The sequence below is a fragment of the Brevibacterium oceani genome (genome assembly GCF_017948325.1).
GTDB lineage: Bacteria > Actinomycetota > Actinomycetes > Actinomycetales > Brevibacteriaceae > Brevibacterium > Brevibacterium oceani.
The window spans coordinates 3439215-3464538 of sequence record NZ_CP072846.1 but is presented as its reverse complement, the minus strand read 5'-3'; the positions used below and the strand labels follow the sequence as shown (position 1 = coordinate 3464538).

Here is a 25324-nt window from a genome sequence, read left to right as displayed (position 1 = left end):
CCTCCTCGATGTCCCAGACGTTCCGGTCGCTGTCGGAGCCGAACTACCGGCACTGGTTCGCCGGTGCCCTGATCTCCAACACCGGAACGTGGATGCAGCGCACGGCTCAGGACTGGATCGTCCTGACCATGCTCACGAACAACAACGCTTCGGCGCTGGGCATCACGATGGCCCTCCAGCTGGGACCCCAGCTGATCATGTTCCCGTTCGCGGGCAGCCTCGTCGACAAGTTCGACAAACGTCGCCTGCTCATGGTCACTCAGGCCCTGCTGGGAACCATCGGACTCATCCTCTTCGCCCTCGTCATCACCGATGCCATCGTGCTCTGGCACGTCTACGTGCTCGCGTTCACCCTCGGCATGCTCACGACCTTGGACAATCCGGCCCGGCAGGCCTTCGTCTCCGAACTCGTGGGGGAGAAGCTGCTGCCGAACGCGGTCAGCCTCAACTCGGCGTCGTTCAACGGCGCCCGCATGATCGGCCCCGCCGTGGCCGGTGTGCTCACCGCCCTCATCGGCGCCGGTCCGGTGTTCCTCATCAGCGGCCTCGGATTCGCCGCGACGCTGACCGTGCTGCTCCGCCTCGACAAGTCCCGGCTGCACCCCTCGGGACGACGGGGCAAGGGCGGGGTGCTCGGAGGTCTGCGGTACCTGCGCGAGCGACCGGACATCACGATCGTCCTGATCGTGCTCTTCATCGTCGCGACCTTCGGCTTCAACTTCAACATCTACACCGCGACCATGGCGAAGATCGAGTTCGGCCGCGACGCCAGCGGATTCGGCCTGCTCAACTCGGTGATGGCGATCGGCTCGGTCACGGGTGCACTGGCCTCGGCGAGGCGGGAGAAGCCGCGGCTGCGGTTCATCTTCGGTGCCGCCGGGGGCTTCGGCCTGGCCGTCGGGGTGGCGTCGCTGATGCCCAACTACTATCTCTTCGCCGGCTCACTGGTGTTCGTCGGATTCGCGTCGCTGACGATGATGACCTCGGCGAACGCCTATGTGCAGACGACGACGGCACCGAACTACCGCGGTCGAGTGATGGCCATCTATGCCGCCGTCGTCATGGGCGGCACCCCGATCGGTGCGCCGCTGGCCGGCTGGGTCGCCGATACCTTCGGCCCGCGCATGGCGCTGACGGTGGGAGCCGCCTCGGGGATCATCGCCTTCGGCGTCGGGCTGGCCTGGATGATCCTGGCCAAGGACCTGCGCGTCCACCGCGACCCGAAGTCGCGGATCCGGCTGCACGTCAGCTATCAGGGTCGGCCCTGAGAATAGCGCGTTACGGTGGAAGGCGGCCGGCCCCGGACACGGTCGTCCCTGAACTCGGCCGACCTTGAGGTTCGTCGAATAGAATTCGGGGGACCACCTCGGCGACGGAATTGGAACTGCCTGTGACTACTGACATCATCACCTCGGCGCTGGTCGGCGTGGCGATCCTCGTCGGCTGCGTGGGCATCATCGTGCCCGTCCTGCCGGGGTCGATCCTCATCGGCATCGCGGTGCTCATCTGGGCCATCGTCATCGGCGGGCCCGCCGCCTGGATCATCTTCGCCATCGTGGCCGTCTTCGTCGCGGCCGGGATGAGTTCGTCACTCGTGCTCACCGGTCGGAAGCTCAAATCCATGCAGGTGCCCAACTCTTCGGTGCTGCTGGGCGGGGGGCTCGGAATCGTCGGCTTCTTCGTCATCCCCGTGCTCGGACTGCCGATCGGGTTCGTTGCCGGGCTGTTCCTCGCGGAATACTCTCGACTCAAGGACGCCTCGACCGCCTGGACCTCGAGCTGGGAGTCGATCAAGGCGATCGGCCTGGGCGCCGGCATCGAATTCTGCCTCGCGCTGCTCGCCGCGCTCACCTACGGCATCGGGCTGCTCGTCCACTTCCTCGGGTAGGGGGCTGCACTTGCTCCGGTGGGGCTGGGCGGGCGCCTTTTCCGATTGGATGTGGCCCGCTCCCTCCGGCGGGGCGGAACGGACCATCCCTCACCGTTCGCGCCGCTTCGCACCAACAGCGTCAACGCATACGGTCAGCGCCATAACGCCCCGGTGCAACGGGAGGTTATGGCGCTGACGGTGCGAGTCGCGTGATGCCTCGGCTGGTATCGCGCCCTGCGGCAGGGTCGGCAGCTGCCTCAGGCCCGCGGCTCACAGCGCCAGGTGGGCGATCTCCGGTGCCCCTTCGCCGAGTATCAGCCTGGCCAGCCCGTCGCCGATGAGCGGACCCATCGTGAGTCCACCGGCACCGAACCCCGAAGCCAGCCACAGTCCGTCCGCGCCCGGAACGGCTCCCGCGTAGGGCAGCGCCCCCTCGCGCGTCGACATGGGGCGCACGCCGACTCGGGTCTCGAGGACGGTCGCCTCGGCGAGCCCCGGGGCGATCCGCAGCGCGTCGTCGAGGACCTGTTTCGTGCCGGCCGCCGTCGCGCGGACGTCGAAGCCGACGCCCTCCTCCCTGGTGGCTCCCGCGACGATGCGGCCTCCGTCGAATGGCGTGATGTAGTGGTGGTCGAGCGGATGAATCGTCGGCCACGGCGATGTGTTGACACCGCGCAGCCCCAGATGGAGCAGCTGGCCACGCTGAGGAGCGATCCCCACCGGGTGACCGAGCCGGTCAAAAATGTCAGCACTCCGCGCCCCACCTGCGATGACGAGGGCATCGAAGTCCTCCACCGCCGAGGTGATGCGCACCGACCATGTTCCCCTGCCCTCAGTTCCCCTGCCCGGTGCGGTGATGGCCTGCGCAGAGTCGGCGACGAACCTGGCGCCATGCTGCCTGGCTCCGGTGAGGATCGCATCTCGCAGAACCCGCCCGTCGACACGTCCGCCTCCGGTGATGAGCAATCCGGTCATGTCCGGAGCGATCGGAGGAAAGAGCTCGGCCAGTTCCGCCGCATCGACGTCATGGATCTCGCCCGCGACGGACCCGGCGGCCGCGACGCGCTCACGGATGGTCGCAGCCGCCTCGGCGAGGGTATCCGGGTCGTTGTTGACGACGAGGGCGCCGGATCGGCGGTAGCCGAGATCCGGGATGCCCAGCGCGCTCAGCCGTTCGAGGAACGCCGGATAGAAGTTCCCGCCGGCTGCGTACGTCTCGTAGTAGGCACCCGTGCTCGTTGACACCCACGGTGCGATGATCCCCGCGCTGGCCGCTGTCGCCTGCCCGGCCATGGCATCGTCGACGATGGTGACGTCGACGCCGCGGGAGGCGAGAGCGAAAGCGGTGCTGGCCCCGGCGATGCCGCTGCCGATGACGCCGACGCGGGCGCAACTGTCGACGGTGCGTGCTGGTGCGTCGGTCGCGGTGCTGGTCACGGTGCGCCTCCGAAGCCTACTTCAGGGCGTCGACGACGAAGTCGATGCAGGCAAGCAGCGCCCGAACGTCGGCCGGGTCGACCGAGACGAAGGTCGCGATGCGCAGCTGATTGCGTCCGAGCTTGCGGTAGGGCTCGACGTCGACGACGCCGTTCGCCCGCAGTACCGTGGCCACGGCCGCAGCATCGACGGAATCGTCGAAGTCGATGGTCGCCACGACCGACGAACGATCCGCGGGGTCCGTGACATAGGGGAGGGCCGCCTCGGCGGCATTCGCCCAGTCGTAGACGAGGCCGGAGGACTCACGGGTCCGCTCGCTCGCCCAGTCCAGGCCGCCGTTGTCGTTGATCCATTCGATCTGCTCGGCCAGCAGCAGCAGGGTCGCCACGGCCGGGGTGTTGTAGGTCTGGTCCTTCCGCGAATTCTCGATCGCGGTGACCAGGTCGAGCGAGGTCGGGATCCAGCGTCCGGAGTCCTTGATCTCCTGCGCGCGGGCGATGGCGCGCGGGGACAGGATGGCCACCCACAGTCCGCCGTCGGAGCCCATGTTCTTCTGCGGCGCGAAGTAGTAGACGTCGGTCTCGGCGATGTCGACGGTCAGGCCGCCGGCTCCGGAGGTCGCGTCGATGACGACGAGGGCGTCGTCGTCGATCCCCGCCGGGCGGGTGATCGTCGTGGCCACACCGGTGGAGGTCTCATTGTGGGGCCATGCGAAGACGTCGGCGGCTGATTCGCCGGTGGCCGCCTCGGCGGGGGAGGAGACGAGGCCGGCCTCGGCCAGTGCCTCGGGCGTCGGGATCGCCGAGGTGCCCGGTTCGGCGCTCAGGATGAGCGAGGATTCGAGGTGCGGGACGGTGTCGGTGGCCTTGGCGAATTTCTGTCCGAATTCGCCGAAGGTCGCATGCGCGGCACGATTGCGCACGAGGCCGAAGGCGGCGACGTCCCAGAACACGGTGGATCCGCCGTTGCCGAGCACCACCTCGTAGCCCTCGGGCAGGCTGAACAGGTCGGTCAGTCCGGAGCGGATGCGTCCGACGAGGTTCTTCACCGGTGCCTGGCGGTGGCTGGTGCCGAGCACCTCGGTCGCGGCAGCGTTCAGCGCCTCGATCTGTGCGGGGCGGATGCGGGCCGGGCCGGACCCGAAGCGTCCGTCGGCGGGCAGGAGGTTCTCTGGGATCGTAATATTCGTCGCAGTCACGGTCGACATTCTACGGTGGGCCGTGCCCGCGCCCGCCGCCGGTCCGTCATGTGACGCGGCGACTGCGTGGGCAGGGATCGGCACGGCAGCAGGTCCGGGGACGCCGGGCGCACGGCGACGGGTGCCCGGGCCATCGCCGATATCCCAGTGTCAGACCCGCGTCGTAGAGTGAAGGTATGAGTGAGCCCGTCGATCGCCTCCCGCAGACCAGGAAGTCCTACGACTCCAGCATCTTCGATCATCCGGACACCGCGCCGCTGACCCTGTTCCGACAGTGGTACGACGAGGCGGCCGACCATGTCCGCGAACCGAATGCGATGACCGTGTCGAGCCTCGACGAATGGGGCCCGAGCTCGCGCATCGTCCTGCTCAAGGGACTCGATGAGCGCGGGTTCCTCTTCTTCACCGACTACGACTCCGCGAAGGGCCGGCAGCTGCGCGCCGATCCCCGCATCGCCGTGAACTTCCCCTGGCAGGACATGGAGCGACAGGTCCGCATCCGCGGCCTCGCCGAGGTGGCCGCTCCCGAGGAGTCGGACGCGTACTTCGCCGTCCGCCCCCGCGGTTCGCAGATCGGCGCGAACGTATCCAAGCAGTCTCAGCCGGTGGTCGGCCGAGAGCAGATGCAGGCCGAATACGATGCCGCCGTGGCCGAGTTCGACGGCAGGGACGTGCCGCGTCCTGACCACTGGGGCGGATTCCGCGTCCGTGTCTTCGAGATCGAATTCTGGCAGGGCCAGCAGAACCGGTTCCACGACCGGTGGGTCTTCCGCCGCTCCGATGGCAGTCACGAGGTCGCGAACCTCGACGACGTGACTGCGTGGACCGCCACCCGCCTCTACCCGTGAGAGCCGCTTCTGCCCCTGTGCAGCGCCGGGTGAGCGATGCCGGGTGAGCGGTGCCGGACCGCGGCAGCAGACATCGCCGCCGTGGTGGTGAAATACTTGACCCGCTTCAAGCGTTACGGCATGGTCGACCGCCTCGACAGCCGGTGTCGATGATCTGTCGTTCGGCGATTGGGAGAGGGCTGAGGCGCGGAGACGGAAGGCCTGGGAGAACGGCTCTGCGCAGCTGCGTTCTCTCGACTCACGGGAAACGCTGAACGCACGATAGGATTGGGACAGAGATCGCAACGGCCGCGACCAGGAGCGCCTGGGCGGCGGTCGGCGCAGGGTCGCAACGGCCCGAATGGTGACAACGCCTGAAATGGTCCGAACGACCTGAAGACGAAGAGTGGAGTGGCTGGTCAGAAGTGAACGACCTCATTGATACAACCGAGATGTACCTCAAATCGATCATCGAGCTCGAAGAACAGTCGATCGTGCCATTGCGTGCCCGGATCGCCGAGCGTCTGGATCACTCCGGCCCCACCGTGTCGCAGACCGTGGCCCGGATGGAACGCGACGGGCTCCTTCATGTCAGCAACGACCGTCACCTCGAGCTCACCCCCGAAGGTCGCCGGATCGCCACCGATGTGATGCGCAAGCACCGTCTGGCCGAGCGTCTGCTCTCCGACGTCGTCGGGCTCGAATGGGAGCTCGTCCACGACGAGGCCTGCCGCTGGGAGCACGTGATGAGCGAGCAGGTCGAGCGCAAGCTCGTCACCCTCCTGCCCGACACCTCCTCGGGCCCCTACGGCAACCCGATCCCCGGACTCGACGTCATCGGGGGAGAGGCCTCGAAGACCACCGAGGTGGTCGACCTCGCCACCGCCGTCGGACGCGACGGGGCGAAGAAGCTGACGATCGCCTGGCTGGCCGAACCGCTGCAGGTCGACATCCACCTGCTCCAGCAGTTCCAGGTCGCCGGAGTCCTGCCGGACAGCGAAGTCGAGATCTCACGCAACGGCGAATACATCACCGTGCAGGTGCCGGGCGCTCAGGACGTGCTCGACCTGCCGTTGGAGACGGCCTCGCACGTCTTCGCCTACCGCAGCTGAGCAAGACACCGCTGAGCAGACACCGCTGAGCGAGCCGCGGAGGGCCGCCCACAAGACCGGAACTGCGTGTGACTTCGACCGGAACTGCCTCCGGCTGACCCAGCGTGTGCAGCCATGGGCCCGCCCTCGGTAACGAAGGAGCGGGCACATGAGTCTCGATTCGTTACAAATATCTGTGATCTATGACCCAGGGAGTGGTTCTCCACCCCCTGGGTCGAGTCGTATAACGGGAAAATGTTACGAAATCTTGAAGAGGTTTGATGCCTCTGACCTGGGCTTTTATGGAAAACATCACGGGTTCCCTCCGGCCCTTGTGACAGAAACGTGACAATTGGTCACCGATTGGTTACAGTTGTGGAGGTCGTTCACGCAATGACGACTTCGCAGCGAGAGCCGCACGCCACGCTCGCTGTGAGTTACCAAGGACCGATAGTGGCGGTTGGCCCGGAAAGCCAATAGGTACGAGAGGGAAAACGTGGCAACTAAGCAGCATGGCCGCCGCGCCGCAGATGCCAAGGTCAAGACTCCACTGACCGAGCTCACTGAACTTCTGAATGCCAACTCTGGTGTCTTCGGACGTCGCGCAGCCGTTGTTGCTGCCAGCGGTGGTCTGCTCACCGCCGCGGTGATGCCCGCCGCAGGCCAGGGTGCAGACGACCAGAACGAGGTCTCCGCTCAGGCCGAGACCACTCAGCAGGTCGACTTCAAGAACCAGACCGTCACCATCGGTGACGACTCCAAGGACAAGAAGAGCGAGAAGAAGAAGGCCGACTCCTTCACCGCCGCTGACCAGACCATCACCGCCGAGGCTGCTCCGAAGCCCAAGCCCACCCCCACTCAGACCTCCACCGCTGACTCCGATGAGTCCGCCGGCACCTCCGACGAGGATGCCAACAGCGGCTCGTCCGACTCGGGCGAGAGCGATTCCGGCTCAGACGCCGGCTCCATCGACGGATCGAAGGCCGAGCAGGTCCTCGGCTGGGCCGCCAAGGGCGTCGGAACCCCCTACGTCATGGGCGGAACCAGCCAGAGCGGCTGGGACTGCTCCGGTTACACCTCGTGGGTCTACAGCCACGTCGGCGTGAACCTGCCCCGCACCTCCGGTGCCCAGAAGGGCGCAGGCCAGATCGTCTCGCAGTCCGAGGCCAAGCCGGGCGACCTCATCTGGCACCCCGGCCACGTCGGCATCTACGCCGGTGGCGGACAGATGTACGACGCAGGTTCGCCGAGCTCGGGAACCTCGAAGCGCAGCTACAGCTGGATGGGCAACGTCACCTTCATCCGCGTTCTCTGATCAGCTTCACCGAAAGCTCCCCGTTCGACTCGACGGTCCTCGAGTCGGGCGGGGAGCTTTCGTGTACCCGGAATTCCCTCGCCGAGGCGGGGCGCCCGCTTTCGCCCGCGACCTCGGGCTCGGATCCTGAAGAGGTGGGCCCCGCAGCCGCACGTGCGTTGGCGCTCCCGCGCCCGCTCGCGTGCGCGCCCGCGCGAAGTGAATGGAGGCCGAAGATTCCGTGACGCGAAGTGTATGAATTGGGTCACAGCCGTCCGCGGCGTTACTCTGGAGAGGATTGAGTTCCATGAACGGTGTCGACCCGAATGGATCGACACCGCCGAGCTGAAGGAAAGCAGATGGGGCAGAGTCGAATACATCGAATAGCCGCTCCAGTCTCTGGTGCGGAGTACATACGTGTCTCCGTGCCCTCTTTCCAGGCGTCGTGCCCATGAGCACGGCGCCTTTTGTGTTCCCTGGGGCCGAGGCAGCCGGTTTCGGCCCGGAAGAGAAGAAGATGAGGGGCGAGATATGAAGACTCTCGTGCTGAATGCCGGTTACGAACCGCTGTCGATCGTGCCGTTCACACGCGCCGTGGTGCTCGTGCTGACGGGCAAGGCGACAGTGCTGGCCGCAGAGGACATCCCGGTGAGATCCGAGCACATGAGTCTCGATCAGCCCTCCGTCATCCTGCTCACCCGCTACGTCCGCCCGCCGAGCAATCGTCGCGTCTCCCTGTCCCGTCGCGGCGTTCTTCGCCGGGACAATCACCGCTGTGCCTACTGCAGCAGGGCCGCCTCGACAGTCGACCACGTCGTGCCGCGTTCCCGCGGGGGAGTCAACAGCTGGGAGAACCTCGTCGCCTGCTGCCGCGAATGCAACAACCGCAAGGGCAATCGCACATTGAGCGAGATCGGGTGGAAGCTCAACGTGCACCCGCAGGAACCCCGCCTCGGGCAGCTGTGGATGCGCGGCATCGACAAGCCCGTGGAGAAGTGGCGACCGTTCCTCGAACTCTCCCGCGCCGCCTGAGGGCCCAGCCGTTCGATGCGCCCGGATCACCCGGGTGCGCGGGCTGGGCGCTGATGTCCTGTGAGGTTCGAAGGCTCAGCATCGTCCCAGATAGGGAACGGTGCTGTCCGTATTGCGGTGGAATTCGGATAACGATGTGACATACGCGAAGTTCGCGGGCGCATTGTGTTCTAGGGTGGACGAAAGAGAAGAGTTCTCCGACCTGAGGAGCTTGCCATGAGTGAGCAGGACCGAACCCAGAACCCCGACTCGGCTCCGGCCGGTGAGCCGGAAGCCGTCATCGTCGGCATCGACGGATCCCCGCCGAGCCGCAATGCCCTGGCCTGGGCGATCCAGGAGGCTCGCTCCCTGGATCGACCGATCCGCCTCGTCGGTGCCTACACGATCCCGAGCGTCGCCGCGGCCGCGATCGATGTCTCCTATGTGCCCATCGACGACTCATCGATCCGTCAGGCCGTGACGAACACACTCAAGGAAGCCGCCGCCGAGGTCAAGGCCGCCGGCGTCCCCGTCGAAGCAGTCATCGAGATCGGTGATGCTGCGGGCGTGCTCATCGACGAATCGAAGACCGGCTGCCTCACCGTCGTCGGCTCCCGCGGCCGGGGCGGCTTCGCCGGACGGCTGCTCGGCACGGTCTCGAGCGCGCTGCCCGCGCACTCGGCCTGCCCGACCGTCGTCGTCCCCTCCTGCTGGGACAGCCAGGCCGACCGCCCGGCCCACCCGACATCGTCCCGCCCGATCCGCCAGGACGGCGTCGAAGTCGAGGAGCACGATCCCGACGCCGAGGCGATCGAAGGACTGCGCTTCGACGGCAAGGTCGTCGTCGGCGTCGACTCGCTCGGCGCCGAATCCCCGGCGCTGTGGAAGGCCGCCAGACTCGCCGTGCGCCGCGGATCTCCGCTGCACATCGTCGCCGTCATCACGACGACGGTCATCGGCCCCGAATGGCTGCCGAGCACCGCCGACCTCGAACGTCTCGTCAACGAAGGGGCGGACAAGCTCGTCGTCGCCAAGCAGCGCCTGGCCGAGGAGTTCCCCGACCTCGACGTCACCTGGACACTCTTCGACGGCCAGCCCGCCGAGGTGCTCGTGCGCGCCTCCGACACGGCCGAGGTGCTCGTCATCGGCTCTCGCGGGCGCGGAGGATTCGCCGGCCTCCTGCTCGGTTCGACCTCGCAGTCGGTGCTGCCGTACTCGCAGTGCCCGACGATGGTCGTGCGCGTGGCCCGCGACCACAACAAGCGCCGGAAGGACGGGGAGATCCCAGAACCTGGCCTGTGATCCGGCGGAACTGCCGGAAGACAATCGCCGAGGCGGCCGATCCCGTGCTTCGACTGGGAGAGACTCGAGCGGCGGCTCCGACGTTCACGTCGGAGCCGCCGCGCGTGACTTGAGGTCCATTTCATGTGCGCTGCTCAGAGCCGCACATTCGTGTCTCAGTGAGCGCGGTAGAACTCCGGCTCGGTCAGATCGTGCTCTGCCCTGATGCTGCGAGACAGTCCCTCGAGGGCTACGAGCGCGTCGACGACAAGTTCCGGAGTGACGGGGAAAGGCATGTTGTGGATGGTCTCACCCTCGACCGTTGCTGCTTCGGCAACCGCTCGGAGGTCCTTGACGTCAGTGGGGCTCAGTCCAATCTCGGTCAGGGTGTTCGGCAGACCGACCTTCGTGGTGAACACCACGAAGTCCTCGATCTCCTCGGCGGCGGCTCCCTCGAGGACGAGCTGTGCGAGCGTGCCGATGTTGACTTTCTGACCGTGTGAGAGCCCGTGCGTCTGGGGTGCGGCAGTGAGGGCGTTGTGGATGGCGTGAGCGGCGGCGAGTCCGCCGGATTCGAAGCCGAGCCCGGACAGCAGTGTGTTCGCTTCGACGACCTTTTCCAAAGCTGGGGTCACCACTTTGGATTTCACCGCCTCGATGGCCTGGAGAGCATTCTCATGGAGAATGTCCCAGGACAGCCGTGCGAGTGCGACGCTTGTCTCCGTCTGGAGCCCGCCGGCCATGGTGGTTGCGTGTGCCCGGCGTGCCGCGCGTGCCTCGACCCACGTGGCCAGGGCGTCGCCGATCCCGGCGATGAGGAACTGCACCGGGGCATGGGCAATCAGTTCGGTGTCGATGAGCACCAGATCGGGGTTGTGGGGGAAGAAGCGGTATTCGAGGAACTCACCCCCGTCGGTGTAGATGACCGCCAGGGCAGACGTCGGTGCGTCTGTGCTGGCAGCGGTGGGCACGCTGGCCCAGCGTACACCGGCGAGATGTCCGGCGGCTTTAGCCGCATCGATCGCGGAACCGCCGCCGAGTCCGACGATGATATCCGAGCCGGTCTCCTTGATCGTGGCGGCGAGTGAGTCGACCGCATCAGGGGTGGCGAAGCCGCCGAAGCCGACGCGCTCGATCGGAAGTTCGGCATCGCCGAAACTTGCTTCGACCGAACCTCGCACGATGTCCCAGACGACATCGTCGACGACAACGAGGGGGCGTGAGCCGATCGTGGCGATGAAGTCTCCGATGCGGGAGATTGCGCCCTTGCCTTGGACATAGCGCGAAGGGCTGATGACTGTGCTGATTGGAGCGACCATGGGATGGATCCGTTTCCTCGGGCCCTGCGCGGGGGCGATGCGTACAGTTCCCTCAGCGATGTCGTATCGTCGCCGAGCACTTGCACACTAGCAATGCACCGAGATCGGACACCGTGAACTCGACAGCGCCGAGTCCGGCACCGTTCGTGCGTACCTCGGGGCGGACTGCGGAGGCCTTGCCGAGATCTCCTTCCCCTGGGCGCTACGACAGAGTTCATTGATCCACGGTGGCGTCGATGACGATATTGTCGACCGACCGGAGGAGCGCCGCAAGCAGGTGAGGATGACGAGTCGATCCGGTTCGTCCGCCCACACTCGGCCATCGCCGGAGACGTCTGTCCTCGGCACTAGGAGTCGGTCACGATGTAGTCGCGATCCTGGAGGGTGATCGTCTGACCCGCTCGGACGCGCGGCTCACCGGAACCGGCATCGGTGGGCTTGGTCCAAGGCAGTTCGGTGCCGTGCACAGAGTGGAGGGAAACGTAAGCGGTGCCGCGTTCGCGAAGGTCGGGCGTGCTGTGATTGCACACCACGCAGCCGCAGAGACAACACCCTGACTCGCTCCCGCCAAGGCAACATAGTGGAAGCAAGTACTATTGTCTTGCTGGATGGACGGCGAAGTGAATTGCCGAAAGAAGTGTTGGCAGCTCCACCAGCACCGATGTTCCGTCCCTTTGGGTGAAATCACAAGTTCCCCTGGTGGGAGAGTGGACGTCGCCGGGCGCGATCACACAGAACTGCGCCCCCGGGCAGATTCGAACTGCCGACACCGGCTTTAGGAGAGCCGTGCTCTATCCCCTGAGCTACGGGGGCCAGGTGGTCGACCTCAACCACGATCACCCAGTGTAGCGTAGAAGAAACCTCAATGTTCCACGGTGTGCCAGCACCTATTATGAGCAGATTCTCGTTAGGGTCGAATTGTGTCGGATTCCGTTGCAGACGAACAGTTCCCAGAACTCGGAGAGGTCTTTGCCGAGTGGAAGAAGCAGGCCGCCCATCTGGGCGGTCGCGACACCATGCTTCATTTCCGGGACTCGCGCGATGGCAGCATCGACCTCTCCGGTGCCCACCCGTCCGGGCTGGCGCAGCTGCTCGCCGGTCGGGCCACCCGCCTGTCGAGCCTGATCCGCGATCATGACATCCTCGCCGACGCCAGGCGTCGCGCGAAGTCCATCCGCTCAAAGGCCGAGCAGCTCGACAATGAGCGCGGCATCCGCACCGCTCATCTCGCGATCGGCTTCGCCTCGTGGACGGAGAAGGATGCGAAGTTCAAGTTCAACGCGCCCGTGGTCATGCGCCACATCACGCTGGTCCCGCGGGGTTCGCGCGTCGAGGATTTCGAGATCGTGCTCGGCAACGAGATCACGATCAACCCCGCCCTCGTCCACCACCTCAGCGAGGAATACGACCTCGAGGTGCCCGTCGACGACTGGATCGAGGCAACCGGGGGCCCGCACGGGTTCGACCCGAGCCCGGCCCTCGACCGACTCCGCGACCTCGCACAGGACGTGCCCGGCCTGCGGATCAACCATCGTCTGATCATCTCGACGTTCGCGAACATCGCGAATCCGTTCTCCACCGACTATCTACCGACCCAGCACCCTGTGCTCCGCGCCCTGGCCGGAGACGAGGATGTGCGGGCGGCACTCGGCGGGCCCTCGTACGTGCCGCAGCCGGCAGGGTCGCGTGATGCGAAGGCAGAAGGCACTCGCGAGGAGAAGGCCGCTGCGGCCGGCACCGCGAAAGAAGAGAACGAGGCGAAGGCAGCGAAGTCGCCCGTCGATGAGGGCAAGCTCGCGCGAACCAAGGCCTCCGACAAGGCCTCCGATGCGGAGCCGACGCCCAGCACTGCGGCGGAAGCCGGCGTGGATGCGAAGACTGACTCAGACGCTGAGAAGACTGCGGAAGCGGCCGGCGACGGCACGCTCAGTGAGGGTGCGCGTGGCGAAGGCGCCACCGGGGACAAAGCCGACAAGGATGCATCCGCACCGAACGAGAAGTCTTCGAGCACTGGGTCCTCGGCTCACGGCGATGATGAAGAGGAATACGGTCAGCCGACTGTTCCCATCACCGATGAACCGCTGACAGATGAACCGCTGACCGGATCGGCATCAGAGGCCGCTACCGCTGAGGCGAAGGCCGATACCTCCGCGGGTACCGAAGTTGCCACCGAGGCCGACGCCGAACCCGAAGCACCCGGTGCGTTCGAGTCATCCGATGAGTCCGAGTCTGAGGCCGCCGGCGAAGACGTCGTCCCCGCCGCGCTCAAGGAACCCATCACTCCGCTTCCCGATCGGAAGCCGCAGGAGGAGTTCCTCGTCATCGACGTCGACGGCGACCAGCAGGCCGTCGTCGACGCCGCCGTCTCCGGCCATTCCGTCGTCGTCGACACTCCGCCCGGAACCGGGGCCACCCAGGTCGCCGTCGCGGTCGCGACCACCCTGGCCCACACCGGCAAGAGCGTGCTCTTCCTCGCCCAGACCTCCGACGCGCTCGATGACTTCTCCTCCCGCCTCGGCGAGGTGGGGCTGGGCGACTTCGCCGTCGACACCCGCGAGGGCTCGGAGCACATCCGCAAGCAGCTCATCGGCCTCATCGCCTCGGCGGAGAAGTCCGAACGCCCGGAACTGTCGACGCTGCTGTCCGATCTCAACGAGCAGCGGGCGACGCTGGCCGACCACGTCTCGTCCCTTCACCGTCGCCGCGAACCCTGGGACGTCTCCGTCTACGAGACCATGCAGCACCTCGCGGAACTGACCTCGGGCGATGACTCTCCGCAGACCCCGGTCCGCTTCGACGACGACATCCTCGGCGCCAGCGACGACCGCCGCAGCGTCCTGCGCGGCAAGCTCGGCGAACTCGCCTCCCTCGGTGCCTTCACCCTCGACGTCGAAGACACCGTCTGGTTCGGCGCCGACCTCAAATCCGTCGAAGAGGCCGAAGCCGCACGCACCGTCGCCGAACGCATCGGCCGGACGATCCCGGACCTCGTCGCCGCGACCGAACCCGTGCTGCAGAAGGCGAAGCTCAACCCGCGCCGCAACGTCGACGACTGGGCGCGCGCCATCCGCGTGCTGATGCGCGTGCGCAAGACCCTCGACAGCTTTGCTCCCGACATCTACGACCACCGCCTCGACGACCTCATCGCCGCCACCGGCACCGCCGAGTACCGTGCCGATGCCGGCGTCGAGATGGGCATGATGCAGCGTCGCCGGCTGAAGAAGTCCGCCCAGGAATTCCTCCGTCCCGGCGCCGAGGTCGATGACCTCCATGCCTCCCTCATCGATGTCCGCGCCCAGCGCGTGATACTGACCGACCTCGCCGGTCACGACGGCCGCCCGCAGATCCCGCGCGGCGTGCTCGAAGCCGACGAGATCCTCCAGAGCGTCGAAGCCGACGTGGCCAAGCTCAGCCCGATCCTCGAGAGCACTCCTGACGGCGGTGACCTCGGTTCGATGCTCATCGAGGAGCTCCAGGCCCGCGCCGAGGCGATGGGCAGCGACTCGGAGAACCTCGCCGAACTGCCCGAACGCTCCCGCCTGCAGCGCGAACTCGACGCCGAGGGTCTCGGCGACCTCATAACCGATCTGCGTCGTCGCAAGGTCGACGACAGCCTCGTCGGCCCTGAGTTCGACCTCGCCTACTGGGCGTCGGTGCTGCAGACCATGGCAGGCGAAGATCCCGCGATCGGCCGCCACGACGGCGCCGCTCTCCACCAGGTGGCCGAGGACTTCCGCGAGAACGATCGGGCCTTCGTCGCCGCCGGTGCCTCTCGTCTGCGCTTCAACCATGCTCAGGCGTGGAAGCGCGGCATCGACGCCGACCCGATCTCCGCCGGAGTCATCAAGCAGGAGCTGCTGTCGAAGCACACCTCGGTGCAGCGGATCTCCACGCAGGCACCCGAACTGCTCACCACCCTGGCCCCGGTGTGGATGGGCAGCCCGTACACGGTGCCCGAACTGTTCTCCGCCCTGCCGCTCTTCGACGCCGTGGTCATCGCCGACGCCGGCCGCCTCTCGGTCGCCGACGTCGTCCCCGGGATCACGCGCGCCCGCCAGGTCATCTCCCTCGGCGACTCCCGGCTGCTGGGCCCGCGCCCGTTCTCGATCGCGGTCGATCGGTTCGGGATGGACGACGGGAATCATCCGGACTCGGTGCAGGACCGCCTCGGCGAGTTCCTGCCGCGGATGCGGCTGTCGAACTCCTACCGGCTCTCACCGGTGGGACTGATCGACCTGGCCAATCGGCACTTCTACGATTCGACGATCTCGACGCTGCCGACGGCGCACACGGGCGAGGGCAGCGGCCTCGAATTCTCCTACGTCGCCGACGGCCGCGGCCCCACCGACATCGGAACCGGCCGGGTCGAGAGTCCCGACGCCGAGGTCAAGCGCGTCGTCGAACTCGTGCTCAAGCATGCGCGGAACCGGTCTCGCGAGTCCCTGGCCGTCGTCGCGCTCACCCCGCACCACGCTCAGCGGGTGGCCACCGCGATCTCGCGGGCGATGAAGGACCTGCCCTATGTCGCGGCGTTCTTCAGCGACTCGTCGAAGGAGCCCTTCGTCGTCACCGACGCCGAACGCGTTCAGGGGATGTCCCGCGATGCCGTGATCTTCACGCTCGGCTACGGGCGCACCGTCCACGGCCGGGTCATCCACGACTTCGGTCCGCTCTCGGGACCTGACGGGCGGAGGATCCTCGCGGCGACGATGACGCGTGCCCGGAAGCGGCTGACCGTGGTCTCGAGCATCGAGGCCGAGGACTTCGATCAGCACAAGCTCAGTGGGGGAGCGGTCCTGCTGCCGCGGCTGCTCGAAGAGGTCGCCGCCGGCGGCGTCAGCCAGCCCGGACCACACGGAGAGATCTACGATCCGCTGATGGGCGATATCGCCGATCGGCTGCTCCAGCTCGGCGTCGTCGCCCACGAACACTACAACGGCATCGATCTGGCCGTGGCGAACTCGACCGAGGACGAGCACGGGATGATCATCGCCGTCGCTGGTGACGGGCCCGAATATGCCTCGATGCGCAGCCTGCGCCAGCGCGATCGAGTGCTGCCCGAGCAGCTGACCCGCCGCGGTTGGAAGTTCATGCGAGTGTGGTCGACGGATGCGTTCGTCGACCCGCAGTCGGAGACCGAGAAGATCTTCGAAGCCTGGCGCTCCACCGTCGAGACGATGAGTCCCCAGGCCGTGCTCAATGCCGCACGCGCCGCCTCGGTGGTCGTCGGACGCACGGGCAGCCGCCCTAAGCTCGTGCCCGGACTGCCGATGCACAAGTACACCGCCGACGGCCTCGACCAGATGACCGACTGGATCCAGTCCGATGCTGTCGTGCGCGGCGATGGGGAGATCAAGGACCTCCTGCGTACGGCGCTGGCCCAGAAGGGCAGCTCGACGCGCGGAGACTCGCAGCTGCAGGCCGCGGTCGATCGCTATCGTGAGCGTCACGCTCAGGCGAAGAAGGTCACCGGCTCCGAGGTGTTCATCCCGCGGTCCGGTTCGGCCGGTCCCGTCGAGGACGAGATCCTGCCGACCTTCGACACCGGCAAGATCCGTGCCGATGAGCTCCGATCCGCCGGGCTCGTCCGAACTGCGAGCAACGACCAAGTCGCCGAGGCGGCCGATGAGTCGGACCCGGGTGCTGAGGCGGCTGGGTCGGACTCGCAGTCTGCACCCGTTGCCGGCGCGGAACCGACTTCGGGTGACGCCGCACAGGCGGCCCGGACGGACGTGACGGACGCAGAATCGGCAACCGACGTGACGGCTGATGCGAAGGCAGCAGAGGCGAAGACCAACGCGACGTCTGAGGTGAAGCCGACGGCGCCGGCGAAGTCGGATGCCGACGAGGCGGAGAAGCGCAGTTCCGAATCGGCCACGGAGTCGAAGAACGACGATGCCTGAACAGCCGGACGAGACTGTTCCCTGTGATGGGGGCCGGTCGTCCGAGGTCGAGCAGAATCGTGAGCCCGAGGTCGAGCGGAACCGTGAGTCCGAGGCGGAACCGGCAGCCGAGGCCGCCGGTTCCGCGGATCCCGGCGAGCCGAAAGCTCACGTCGACGCGACCGAAACCGACTCCGACGCGAGCGCTGACGCGGAGCGTCGAGCACGGCTCGAAGCAGCCAAACGACGCTATCGGGCCACTCTGCGCAACGAGGCCGAGTCCGGCGGCGGAGGATTCAGCGAGGATTACTACCGCTCGCAGAAGCCTCCGCACTGGTCCTAGGGTCCTCTGATCGTACGGTCCACTGACCGTCAGGTCCACTGACCGTCAGGTCCACGGATCGTCAGTTTCACGGGTCGTCAGTTTCACGAGTCGTCAGTTTCACGGGTCGTCAGACCAGGTCGGAAGCACCAAGCCTCGGCGGAATCGTCGTTCAAGCCGGCGCGCACATGTCGAAAGGCGCACCGTTCGACATGTGCGCTCAGCCTTGAACGAGCGTGAACAGCCGCCGACATTGCGCCGGATGGGCCGGGTTTCGGCCCGGACAGTGTGCCGAATAGGGCCGGGTTTCGGCCCGGACAGTGTGCCGAATAGGCCCGGTAGTCGGTCCGGACATGAAGAAGGCCCGCTCCTTGCAGGGAGCGGGCCTTCGCCGTGGGCGACTGGAGATCAGTGACGCGGCGGCTCGTTCGGGTCGACCGGTCCGCTGCTTGCAGGACCCTCGGCGGGTCCGGCGGTGGCAGCGGTCTGGTTGCGCAGGATCTCGCGGATGTCGCCGAGCAGATCCTCGGTGGTCGGAGGAACTTCTTCCTCGGGGGCTCCGCGCTTACGCAGCTCGTTGAGCTTGTTCATCGGGACGATGATGATGAAGTAGACGATGGCGGCAACGATGAGGAAGTTGATGGCCGCGGTGATGACCGCACCCAGGTCGATGGTCGTCTCGGGGACGTCCGGCTTGATCTGGAACGAAAGGGCCGGGCCCTCCGCACCGCCGACAGCGGCGATGAGCGGGTTGATGATCTTGTCGGAGAAGGCGGTGACGATCGCGGTGAAAGCACCGCCGATGATGACCGCGGTGGCGAGTTCGACGACATTCCCCTGGAGAATGAAGTCTCTGAATCCCTTAAGCATTAGAGAGACCCTTTCGGTGTGCTTGTTCACTGAAATGCGCTTGAGAATTACCCAATTACGTTCCAATGGTACACAGGAGTAACACAATCTCGACAGATTTCTCCGCGATTCTCGTCACGGTTCGATCATCATCGAGCGTCTCAGGTATGTGATCAGCGGGGACACTCGCACGGCGAGCAGGGATGCAGGCCGGTCAGCTCGGACACACGCACCGTCGCTGAGGTTCGGGCGCGAGCCCTTCGGAGCCGATATCGGCTCGGTCAACGAGGCAGTATTGCGAAGCTGATCGGCAGTCCGGCGAATTCCGCGACCCGTCCGGCGTCCTCGGCAGAGAGGATGACCGATACAAGCTGACCTGATTCGGCGGCCATTCCCTCCGGTTTATCGACGAGGCGGGCGATCGTCACCTTTTCGACGACGACTTCGGACCCGCCGTCCGGAAGAGAGGAGAACAGGCGGATTTTCTGCCCCGGTTGCAAGAGGGCGGCCGAGGCGTCGTCGGCGAGGCGGATCGGCATGAGCAGGTCCCGGCTGCCCTCGGGCAGAGCCTGCTGGTCGAGCACGATTGATGCCGTCAGAGCCGACCCCTGCGACAGCCCCGCCGAGGTGTGTCGACCCTTCGCCTCGGCGATGGAGGTGAACGCCTTGTCGGGCACCAGGTCGGGTGGGAAGTCCTTGAGGGCAAGGTCCTGTGAGGTGAGTTCGGCGCCGGGGGCGAGATCCGTTTTCGCTACGACCACGGCGGTTCCGGATTCGCTCGGAGTGAGCACCCAGACGATCAGGGCGCACGCACAGGCGAGGCAGACGGCGGCGAGGATGCGCTGCGGGCGGATGCGAGACGATCGCGCCCACGTGGTCGACGTGCTTCGGAAACGCTGCAGGATGCCCATGGGACGACCCTGGTGTGGCCGGGCCGGTCGGGCAAGGGAGCGGATTGGGCCTGTGGATGCTGATCGCTGTCCACAGGCGATCGACGCTCAAGTGGCGGCGGCTCTCAGCCTGCTGCGGGGGTGCTCGCCGCCGAGGTGCCGGACGACGAACTGGATGCGGAGGAGTCCTTCGCTGAGGAGGAGCTGGCGGCGTCCTTCGACGATGAGTCGGAACTCGAGGAACTCGAGGAACTCGAGGAACTCGAGGAGCCGACGGTGCTCGAGGTCGACGACCGGGAGTCGGTTGCGTAGAAGCCCGAACCCTTGAAGCTGATGCCCACAGTGCCGAAGACCTTCTTCAGGCGACCCTGGCATTCGGGGCAGACGGTGAGCGAGTCGTCGCTGAAGTCCTGATGAATATCAAAGGCGTGACCACAGCTCTTGCAGGCATAGGAGTAAACGGGCATTCGAGACCTTTCTTCGACGAGAAGATTATAGTGCACGCCGAGCCGTCGCCGCCGCACCGGTCCGCGATGTGCACAGGGTTATCCACATGTCAACACGTTGGAGTGGGTGCTGATTCCCCATTCTCAGTCACCATATGAGGGTCAAGAATGCGCGGGTGGACGCGAAGGAGAGTAGGCGTCGACCGTCAGGCGGGATCGAAGGTGTGCAGGCCGGCCTCGGTGATGGCCGCGGGTATGCGGAGGTCCCAGTCCTCGGCGATGAGCCCGGTCAGCCCGAGCTCGGAGGCGAAGCAGACCCCGACAACCCGCGGCGCGGATAGGGTCGGGGCCGATTCCCTTTCCACGCTCGGGCTCCTTTCCGCTTCTGCGTGGTTCCCGCGGTCGAGCGGTGCCACACCGTGGGGCCCGAAGGTGCGGTCGTAGAAGCCGCCGCCGTTGCCCAAACGGGCGCCGTCGGAGCCGAACCCGAGGGCCGGGACGAAGATGAGATCGAGGCCGAGCTCGGCCGTCAGCAGCTCTTCCGCAGAGAGGAGCTGCGCATCGCGCCGAGGTTCTCGGATGCCCCATTTGCCCTGCGGTTCGACAGTGGCCATCGACCCCGTGACTTCGCCGAACGCGAGCGGCTCTCCGACCTCCGTGACGACCGGCAGGAACACTGTTCCCCCGGAGGCAAGGAAACGGTCGATGGCGGGGTCGAGATCCGGCTCCCCGGAAAGAGACGCATAGGCGAGCAGGGAACGCACCGGGCGGGAGGAAATGACCACCCACGCAGCGTCGGACACGGACCCGGTGGAACCGGGCGCCACCTCGGCGGTGGAGACGCTGGGCCGACCATCGGTCGCGGTCGCGATCGAACCGGGCGCCACCTCGGCGCGGGCACGGTCTGCGCGAGCGGAACGGACATGAGAACGCAGCTGCGCCTTGGAAGTCGATGAGTTCACGTCAGTCAGAGTATCGGGGTGGGGCCGATTGGTTAAGATGACTTCATGAGTGATGAAGTGCAGCGCACCGTTCGCAAGGCCGTGATCCCCGTCGCCGGCCTCGGAACTCGGTTCCTCCCCGCCACGAAGGCCACCCCCAAAGAGATGCTCCCCGTCGTCGACAAACCCGCGATCCAGTACGTCGTCGAAGAAGCCGTCGATGCCGGACTCCAGGACGTCCTCATGATCACCGGGCGGAACAAACGACCGCTCGAGGACCACTTCGACCGGGTCGACGGACTCGAGGCCGCGCTCGCACAGAAGGGCGACGACAAGAAGCTCGCCGCCGTGCGCCACCCCTCCGAACTCGCCGACATCCACTACGTCCGGCAGGGCGATCCGAAGGGCCTCGGCCACGCCGTTCTCAAGGGTCGCCAGCACGTCGGTGCCGAACCCTTCGCAGTCCTCCTCGGCGATGACCTCATCGACGAACGCAGCCCCATCCTGCCGAAGATGATCGAGGTCGCCGAGAAGACCGGCGGCAGCGTCGTCGCCCTCATGGAGGTCCCGCCCGAGGCCATCCACCTCTACGGCTGCGCCGCCGTCGAAACCACTCCCGATGACGAGGTCGTCAAGGTCACCGGCCTGGTCGAGAAGCCCGCCACCGAGGATGCGCCCTCGAACCTCGCCGTCATCGGCCGCTATGTGCTCGCCCCAGAGATCTTCGACGTCCTCGAGACCACCGAACCCGGTCGCGGCAACGAAATCCAGCTCACCGACGCTCTTCAGGAACTCGCCGGCGATGCCGACGGTCACGGCGTCTACGGGGTCGTGTTCAAGGGTGCCCGCTATGACACCGGCGACAAGCTCGACTACCTCAAGGCCGTCGTGCAGATCGCGTGCGACCGTGACGACCTCGGCGAGGATCTCAAGGGATGGCTGCGCGACTTCGTCCCCACACTGGACTGAGCAGGGACGCCTGGTGTGGCCCGTCATCCTGACTGATCGACAGTCCGATATCGTGCTGCGACCGCTGCGCCGACGCGATGAGCAGGCGTGGCGTGAGGTCCGCCGCTTCAACCGCGACTGGCTGCGACCGTGGGATGCGACCCTGCCGGCACCCGGCCAGGAGCTGCCGGGATTCCGCACCATGGTGCGCATGCAGGACCGGCAGGCCAAACGCGGCCAGACCGTGCCCTTCGCCATCGAGGTCGGCGGGGACTTCCGCGGCCAGATCACCGTATCCGGACTGAGCTGGGGATCCATCCTGTCCGGGCAGATCGGCTACTGGATCGACTCCCGCGTGGCCGGCCGCGGCATCACCCCGATCGCGGTGGCGATGGCCGCCGACCACTGCTTCTTCGCCCTCGGCCTCCACCGCGTCGAGATCAACATCCGCCCCGAGAATACGGCCAGCCTGCGGGTGGTCGACAAGCTCGGCTTCCGCGACGAAGGGCTGCGCACCCGATACATGCACATCGACGGACAGTGGTGCGACCACCGCACCTTCGCGCTGCTGTCCGAAGACGTCCCGCAGGGCCTGCTCGGGGCGTATCGGCACGGCACCTCCGGAGGAGCAGCGAGCTGAGCTGAGCGTGCGGCGAGCTGAGCCGGTGTGCGCGGCGGCGCGGCACGTGCCCGCACCACCTGGGAATTCTGTGAACTTCGCACCTGTTTGACCGACACACCACCTGCGCTCACGTCTTCGCCGATGCCTGCAACTTAGGGTGGCATTGTGGACACCAGCATCATCGTCGTCATCGCCATCGTCGTGGTCTTCGCCGTTGCTGTGCCCGCAATGATTCGGAAGTCCGCGACGGAGCTCTCGCGCGCCGAAATCGACACGGTCCCCGACAACGCGGCCGTCGTCTCCGCGACAACCCCGATTCCCGGGCACGACCATTCGGTGCGCACCCAGGTCTTCCACGACAAACCTCGCAAGACCCCGTCCGTGCCGCTGCCGGATGTCTCCCGCACTGAAGCCGCACCGCAGCTGAGCCTGTCGTCGACGCCCGATTTCTCCGTCATCGACGGTCAGGCGGAAGCGACGACCATCGCCGAGGCGGCCGATGAGTCCCAGCTCCACGTCATGCCGATCGCGGTCGGTGAGTCCCACTCGGCCTACCCGACCGAGCATCCAGCCGGCAGCTATGGCGCGGTCGCCGGTCATGGTGGAGTCACCGGGCAGAACGGGGTCGGCAACCACAGCGGAGTCGGCAATGTGCGGACGCTCCACCCTGCCGTCCACGCTGTGTTCAATGACTCCGCCCGCGGATCCGGCTCATCGGGTGGCCGGCAGAGTGATCCGCAGGCCGGGCAGGGTCGAACTGCACAGCAGCATCCGCCGCATGCGCAGTCGCCTGCGGCAGGCGCCCTATCGACGATCGGGCCGGCCGACCGAGGCGGCGCACCAGGCGCCGGCGGATCGGGCACGGGCCGGGGCGGCCACCTCGGCGACGGTGTCCCGAAGGCAGACGAACCACAGATTTCCAATCCGAACGTCGGAGACGATGAGGAACACGCGATGACTGAGCAAGCAACGACCCTGCGGGAGTCCCTGAAGTCGCTGAACACGATGGTCAGGGGATTCGCCCTGGTGTTCCTCGCATCGGTGCTCGGCATCCTCGTCACGAGCGTGCTCGCACTCTTCTCGGTCGTCCACATCGCGTTGGCCGGTGTCTTCCTCGGCCTCGCGGTCGTCTCCCTGTTCCTCGTGCGCACCCTCAACCTGCGCAAGGCCGATGTGAAGAAGAAGCTGCGCCGGCTCGACCGGTCGCCGCGGCGATCCGCGCAGACGGTGCCGGTGAAGAAGCAGCAGAGCCACGCGGCCGCTGGTGCCCAGGCGTCGGCGCCCGCGCCGGTCGACGAGCAACCCGCCCCGGTTGCCAAGCAGTCGGCACCGTCCGCCCGGCAGGCGGCCCCGTCCACCCAGCAGCCTGCCCCGGATCGGACGACGGCACGCACCCGCACCGCGGCACGGTCGGCCGCCTCGGCGTCGACCTCGAGCGGAACTGCCGCCCGGATCGCGGCCGCAGCGCAGGCGAAGAACGGATCGACGAAGGCCGCACAGGCCCGGGCCGCGATGGCCCACAGCACCGAAGCCAAGGCCCGCGAGGAAGCCGACACCGGTGAGATCCCCCTCGTGCGCGTCCGCAAGGAAGCCAGCGAGGGACACACAACCCGCCAAGTCCTGCTCACCGGGCCGATCCCGGTCGTCAAGGAGGAAGCCTCCGCCGAGGCGGCCGCCGACGCCGCTGAACCGTCCACTGACGCTGCCGACTCTTCGATCGTTCCTTCCGCTGAGGATGACCCGTCCGAGACGGCGACGACCTCCGCCGAGACCCGGACTTCCGAGGCCCGGGCCTCCGAGACCCGGGCCGCTGAGAAGGACGCGACAGAGGCTCCGGTCTCGCTCGGGTCCGACCTCGACGCCGATGCCCCCGCGGCGGAGAGCGGCCGGGCCAGCGTCGACGCGGACGTGCATGCGGCACTGAATGCGGCTGCCCCGAAGGTCGACGACCCGTTCATGCAGCGACTGAAGTCCCGTGACGGATGGTCGCCGACGCCCCTGCCGGTCCCCAGCTACGTCGGCGCTCCCGAGGCCGAGCACCAGGCGCCCTCGGCGACGGCGGCCGACGCCAGTTCGTATGAGACCGAGGCGCGCAGCCGTGAGGACATCGCCGCTCAGTTCGCCGCCGAACTCGGGTACCGTCCGGAGCTCAGCGACTCCGCCCGCGAAGAAGGGCCGCTCGGACACGGACGCAAGGCGATCCGCACGAACAACGCCGCCGACCTCGGCGCCGTCAACGACGTGCTGGCCCGCCGACGGGCCTGACGCACTTCGGCGTGGGCGGGGGCTGACGGCCCTCGCCGCGGTCGGGACTGACCCACATCGGTGTGGTCGCGGCGCACTCGACTCGCAGCCCGGGCAGGCGTCGTATCATCGACCACTGAAGCTGCACACCTTGTTCTCAACGACTCACGTTCTTCGGTGAGTATTTCGGGGCAGGGTGTGCCGATCAGTCGGTGAAGACCGACCAGCAGATGGCGTTCCGGCGGCGCTGATCCTCGAGGACGAGCTCACGGACCTCGCCCGGGAGCCGTTGTCGCTGCCACCGAAGTTCTGACCGTCCCGCTGCGAAGTCGGACTGCTTCGGACCGCGGGCGGCCTTGATCGCATACGCGGCAGCACCGAGGTCGTGCTCGGCGACGTGGCCGACGCAGGCCGCCTGCCCTGCCGCATACGCGGCGAAGCGGGCCGGACCCGTGAGCGGCCTGGCCGCGCCCATCGCATGCCCGCCTGCGGCGCGAGCGGTTATCATCGGCATCTCACCGGCCGTCCAGGCTCGAGCCGCGGCGATGGCCTGCTCGGGCCGAGTATCCTCCGGGCAGACGGCTGTGAAGAACGGGAGGACCTGCTCGGCGCAGTCGGCGGCCCACAGGGCGAGAAGTCGATGGTGGTCATCGGTGAGGGAGCCGCCTCGGCGAATGGTGATCATCCGCGGATCACGGACCTCGGGGAGGATCATACGGAGCCCCTCCTGTCTCTGCGCGATGGGCCGGTGTCTCTGCGCGGTGGGCCGGGACACCTCGGCGCGGTGCGGTCGCGGCATACGGTGCGGCCGCGGCCGACGGCGGACACCGATCAGGCGCCCTGGGTTCCCCA

At 66.9% G+C, this 25324-nt stretch carries 20 protein-coding genes, 1 tRNA gene and 1 pseudogene; 13 read left to right on the top strand and 9 right to left on the bottom strand.

Annotated features, from left to right (window positions below; translation table 11 throughout):
* The first annotated feature begins 8 nt into the window (after window positions 1-8).
* Both J9314_RS15420 and J9314_RS15415 read left to right on the top strand, forming a co-directional pair.
* Window positions 9-1268, top strand: a complete 1260-nt coding sequence (locus J9314_RS15420; protein WP_210603216.1) for an MFS transporter — start codon at window positions 9-11, stop codon at window positions 1266-1268.
* A 122-nt stretch (window positions 1269-1390) separates the two neighbouring features.
* A complete protein-coding gene (locus J9314_RS15415) occupies window positions 1391-1888 on the top strand; it encodes a DUF456 domain-containing protein (protein WP_210603215.1) in 498 nt (165 codons plus the stop codon).
* Window positions 1889-2140: 252 nt separating this feature from the next.
* Here J9314_RS15415 and J9314_RS15410 read toward each other — a convergent pair whose 3' ends face one another.
* Together J9314_RS15410 and serC are read right to left on the bottom strand one after the other, a co-directional pair.
* A complete protein-coding gene (locus J9314_RS15410; protein WP_210603214.1) occupies window positions 2141-3307 on the bottom strand; it encodes an NAD(P)/FAD-dependent oxidoreductase in 1167 nt (388 codons plus the stop codon).
* Between the two features lie 16 nt (window positions 3308-3323).
* Window positions 3324-4505 carry a phosphoserine transaminase gene (gene serC / locus J9314_RS15405; protein ID WP_210603213.1) on the bottom strand — a complete coding sequence of 394 codons (1182 nt, stop codon included), beginning with the start codon at window positions 4503-4505 and terminating at the stop codon, window positions 3324-3326.
* Between the two features lie 176 nt (window positions 4506-4681).
* On the opposite strand from serC, the gene pdxH reads away from it, so the two are divergent.
* The 5 genes from pdxH (at window position 4682) to J9314_RS15380 (ending at window position 10030) form a co-directional block, all read left to right on the top strand.
* Window positions 4682-5353, top strand: a complete 672-nt coding sequence (gene pdxH / locus J9314_RS15400; protein ID WP_210603212.1) for a pyridoxamine 5'-phosphate oxidase — start codon at window positions 4682-4684, stop codon at window positions 5351-5353.
* A 404-nt stretch (window positions 5354-5757) separates the two neighbouring features.
* Window positions 5758-6444 (top strand): iron-dependent transcriptional repressor DtxR, encoded by a 687-nt coding sequence (locus J9314_RS15395; protein ID WP_181272891.1) that lies wholly within the window; start codon window positions 5758-5760, stop codon window positions 6442-6444.
* Window positions 6445-6919: 475 nt separating this feature from the next.
* Window positions 6920-7738, top strand: a complete 819-nt coding sequence (locus J9314_RS15390; protein WP_210603211.1) for a C40 family peptidase — start codon at window positions 6920-6922, stop codon at window positions 7736-7738.
* A gap of 510 nt (window positions 7739-8248) precedes the next feature.
* Window positions 8249-8749 carry an HNH endonuclease gene (locus tag J9314_RS15385; protein ID WP_166973627.1) on the top strand — a complete coding sequence of 167 codons (501 nt, stop codon included), beginning with the start codon at window positions 8249-8251 and terminating at the stop codon, window positions 8747-8749.
* A gap of 216 nt (window positions 8750-8965) precedes the next feature.
* The gene (locus J9314_RS15380) at window positions 8966-10030 is read left to right on the top strand and encodes a universal stress protein (RefSeq protein WP_210603210.1); all 1065 of its coding nucleotides are present in this window, start codon (window positions 8966-8968) and stop codon (window positions 10028-10030) included.
* A gap of 155 nt (window positions 10031-10185) precedes the next feature.
* Here the strand turns inward: J9314_RS15380 and J9314_RS15375 are convergent, their stop codons facing one another.
* Complete coding sequence (locus J9314_RS15375) at window positions 10186-11328, bottom strand: glycerol dehydrogenase (protein WP_281412339.1); 1143 nt, start codon at window positions 11326-11328, stop codon at window positions 10186-10188.
* A gap of 740 nt (window positions 11329-12068) precedes the next feature.
* Window positions 12069-12141: transfer RNA gene (locus J9314_RS15370), tRNA-Arg, on the bottom strand.
* Window positions 12142-12248: 107 nt separating this feature from the next.
* Between J9314_RS15370 and J9314_RS19350 the strand changes: the two genes are divergently transcribed.
* Both J9314_RS19350 and J9314_RS15360 read left to right on the top strand, forming a co-directional pair.
* On the top strand, window positions 12249-17231 hold the full coding sequence (locus J9314_RS19350; protein WP_210603209.1) for a DUF4011 domain-containing protein: 4983 nt from the start codon (window positions 12249-12251) through the stop codon (window positions 17229-17231).
* A complete protein-coding gene (locus tag J9314_RS15360; protein ID WP_210603208.1) occupies window positions 17224-17553 on the top strand; it encodes a hypothetical protein in 330 nt (109 codons plus the stop codon). The genes J9314_RS19350 and J9314_RS15360 overlap by 8 nt, the downstream gene beginning before the upstream one ends.
* 387 nt (window positions 17554-17940) lie before the next feature.
* On the opposite strand, the gene mscL is transcribed toward J9314_RS15360, so the two are convergent.
* Both mscL and J9314_RS15350 read right to left on the bottom strand, forming a co-directional pair.
* The gene (gene mscL / locus J9314_RS15355; RefSeq protein ID WP_210603207.1) at window positions 17941-18402 is read right to left on the bottom strand and encodes a large conductance mechanosensitive channel protein MscL; all 462 of its coding nucleotides are present in this window, start codon (window positions 18400-18402) and stop codon (window positions 17941-17943) included.
* A 260-nt stretch (window positions 18403-18662) separates the two neighbouring features.
* Window positions 18663-19292: an SAF domain-containing protein gene (locus J9314_RS15350; protein WP_210603206.1), complete on the bottom strand. Its 630-nt coding sequence runs from the start codon at window positions 19290-19292 to the stop codon at window positions 18663-18665.
* A gap of 120 nt (window positions 19293-19412) precedes the next feature.
* Between J9314_RS15350 and J9314_RS19385 the strand changes: the two genes are divergently transcribed.
* The gene (locus J9314_RS19385) at window positions 19413-19583 is read left to right on the top strand and encodes a hypothetical protein (protein WP_343207059.1); all 171 of its coding nucleotides are present in this window, start codon (window positions 19413-19415) and stop codon (window positions 19581-19583) included.
* A gap of 14 nt (window positions 19584-19597) precedes the next feature.
* Here J9314_RS19385 and J9314_RS19380 read toward each other — a convergent pair.
* Both J9314_RS19380 and J9314_RS15340 read right to left on the bottom strand, forming a co-directional pair.
* A pseudogene (locus J9314_RS19380) lies at window positions 19598-19738 on the bottom strand (FmdB family zinc ribbon protein); the annotation flags it as partial.
* A 185-nt stretch (window positions 19739-19923) separates the two neighbouring features.
* Complete coding sequence (locus J9314_RS15340) at window positions 19924-20679, bottom strand: 5-formyltetrahydrofolate cyclo-ligase (RefSeq protein WP_246490425.1); 756 nt, start codon at window positions 20677-20679, stop codon at window positions 19924-19926.
* Window positions 20680-20724: 45 nt separating this feature from the next.
* Between J9314_RS15340 and galU the strand changes: the two genes are divergently transcribed.
* The 3 genes from galU (at window position 20725) to J9314_RS15325 (ending at window position 24493) form a co-directional block, all read left to right on the top strand.
* Entirely contained in the window at window positions 20725-21627 is a 903-nt protein-coding gene (gene galU, locus J9314_RS15335) for a UTP--glucose-1-phosphate uridylyltransferase GalU (protein WP_181272900.1), read from the top strand.
* Window positions 21628-21640: 13 nt separating this feature from the next.
* Window positions 21641-22246 (top strand): GNAT family N-acetyltransferase, encoded by a 606-nt coding sequence (locus J9314_RS15330; RefSeq protein ID WP_246490424.1) that lies wholly within the window; start codon window positions 21641-21643, stop codon window positions 22244-22246.
* A 147-nt stretch (window positions 22247-22393) separates the two neighbouring features.
* Window positions 22394-24493, top strand: coding sequence for a hypothetical protein (locus J9314_RS15325; protein ID WP_210603203.1), 2100 nt, complete (start codon window positions 22394-22396; stop codon window positions 24491-24493).
* 184 nt (window positions 24494-24677) lie between these two features.
* Here J9314_RS15325 and J9314_RS15320 read toward each other — a convergent pair whose 3' ends face one another.
* Window positions 24678-25187 (bottom strand): putative immunity protein, encoded by a 510-nt coding sequence (locus tag J9314_RS15320; RefSeq protein WP_210603202.1) that lies wholly within the window; start codon window positions 25185-25187, stop codon window positions 24678-24680.
* Between the last annotated feature and the right edge of the window lie 137 nt (window positions 25188-25324).